The organism is bacterium (genome assembly GCA_040753085.1).
In the GTDB taxonomy this organism is placed as follows: domain Bacteria; phylum UBA9089; class JASEGY01; order JASEGY01; family JASEGY01; genus JASEGY01.
This window is the reverse complement of sequence record JBFMHI010000248.1, coordinates 1-1,873: the sequence shown is the minus strand read 5'-3', so window position 1 is coordinate 1,873 and position 1,873 is coordinate 1. Positions and strand designations below refer to the sequence as shown.

Genomic DNA, 1,873 nt, shown 5'->3' with positions numbered 1-1,873 from the left:
ACAAACTCGATGCTCGATGCTCGATCCTGGATACTGGATCCTTTACCAGCATCGAGGATCGAGCATCGAGGATCGAGCATCGAGGATCGAGCATCGAGCATCCAGCATCATGTGCTGAACGGTTACCCAAAATCCACAATTCGAAATTGGAACAATCCGCCCTTGAGAGGAAGGCCAAACAAATCAAGATGCTCATTATGGATGTAGACGGGGTGATGACAGACGGAAGCATAATTGTAGATGCGGAAGGCAAAGGTTTCAAGATATTTAATGCCAGAGACGGCGTGGGCATTGAACTCCTCCATCTTACCCCTATTATTCCGGTTATTATCACCAAAGATAAGGGGGATATTATCTCTATCCGAGCGAAAAGATTGAAGGTTTCCGAGGTCTATCCGGGAGTTATCAATAAGGCGGCTATCCTGGACAAGCTGCTGGCTCAGTATAATCTCGATTCAGATCAGGCAGCCTATATTGGTGATGATTTAAACGACCTGCCGGTTATGAAACGAGTTGGTTTAGCGGTGGCAGTAGCTGATGGCGCGGAAGAGGTCATCCGGCAAGCAGACTATGTTACTGAAAAAGCAGGCGGCCAGGGAGCGATCAGGGAGATTATTATCCTTATTCTAAAGGCCCAGGGGATATATGAAGAGACCGTAGAGAGGTATGTTAGTCTCCATGATTCAGGTGGATAGGCTGAAGACTGAAGGTGGAAGGCTTTTAAGGCTGAAGACTGAAGGCTATTGAACTTCACCCTTCAGTCTTCAGCCTTCAGCCTAAATGTTATAGGCGGCGTACCCAAGTGGCTAAGGGAGGGGTCTGCAAAACCCTTATTCACCGGTTCGAATCCGGTCGCCGCCTCCTAAGAGAACTTTCGACCTGTGCGGTTGGAAATTATAGAGCAGTTCGCCATAAAAACTTTCGGCCTATGCAATTAGGGGGCAGTGATTGAGGAAAGTCTTCATCAAAATAGCCCCTATCCTGCCGAACCAGGGCCTGAACTTGTTTTATGGCTTGTTTCGGCATTCCTCTTAGATCCTGAAACAAGTCAGGATGACACACTGAACCGAGCCGTGAAATAAGTTTAGGCCATGGTTCAAGATGACAGTTCAAAGCGACATTTTCATCGTCCTTGATGCTAAAGACTTATTGTCCGTCTCCACAGTAACTGACCCCTTTACCCTATGCGGCGTAGGGATTATAAGCAGAGATAGGTAATATATAGCTCGTAGCTTAGACCTAACCGCATAGGTCGATTTAATTCCCTTCTAACATCTTCTTTATCTTCTCTTTGCCCAGGAGATTGATAAAATCTTTCAATAAAATCTTTCAATAGTTTTTCTTCGCCAATACTGCGAATGACTTCTTCTTCGCCGAGGCTCTGTATAAACCTCTCTTCTCCTATGCTTCGTATAAGCCTCTCTTCCCCAATGCCTTCTATAACTCTCTCCAGCCCTATCTTCTCGGTAATCTCACGAAGAATATCTGGCCTCTCCGCTAATGTCTTTAACATAATCCTTACCTCCTTAAATTCTTTCGGATATAAATATAATCCTAACTCAAATACCTCTGTCAATCCCTCCCTCCCCTCTCCTTCGACCCTCTCTATTAACCCCTTAACCAATTCCTTACCACCAAAAGGAATTACTTAAAGGTTGCTCGAAATATTTAAAACCAAGCATAACCATTTGTTTTTAATCATGTTGCTGACTCTTGCCTTTTGAAGAACCTGAAAATCTTATATCTATAGGGTGTGGCTACTTTTCATGCAGCCATTTTCCATTCGTAAGTCCCGTAAAGACGTTTCTGTTCCTCTCTGATATGGAAATCCCAATACTTGTCCATATCATCGCTGAGGTTGATAGCGCGAAGC

2 protein-coding genes and 1 tRNA gene are annotated in these 1,873 nt (G+C 44.6%); 2 read left to right on the top strand and 1 reads right to left on the bottom strand.

Annotated features, from left to right (window positions below):
- The first annotated feature begins 146 nt into the window (after positions 1 to 146).
- Entirely contained in the window at positions 147 to 695 is a 549-nt protein-coding gene (locus tag AB1797_14110; GenBank protein ID MEW5768718.1) for an HAD hydrolase family protein, read from the top strand.
- 93 nt (positions 696 to 788) lie between these two features.
- Positions 789 to 861: transfer RNA gene (locus AB1797_14105), tRNA-Cys, on the top strand.
- Between the two features lie 337 nt (positions 862 to 1,198).
- Here AB1797_14105 and AB1797_14100 read toward each other — a convergent pair.
- Entirely contained in the window at positions 1,199 to 1,513 is a 315-nt protein-coding gene (locus tag AB1797_14100; protein ID MEW5768717.1) for a hypothetical protein, read from the bottom strand.
- Between the last annotated feature and the right edge of the window lie 360 nt (positions 1,514 to 1,873).

Excerpts from the sequence above, each read along its gene's own strand:
- AB1797_14100 (MEW5768717.1), bottom strand. The coding sequence starts at position 1,513 with ATGTTAAAGACATTAGCGGAGAGGCCAGATATTCTTCGTGAGATTACC.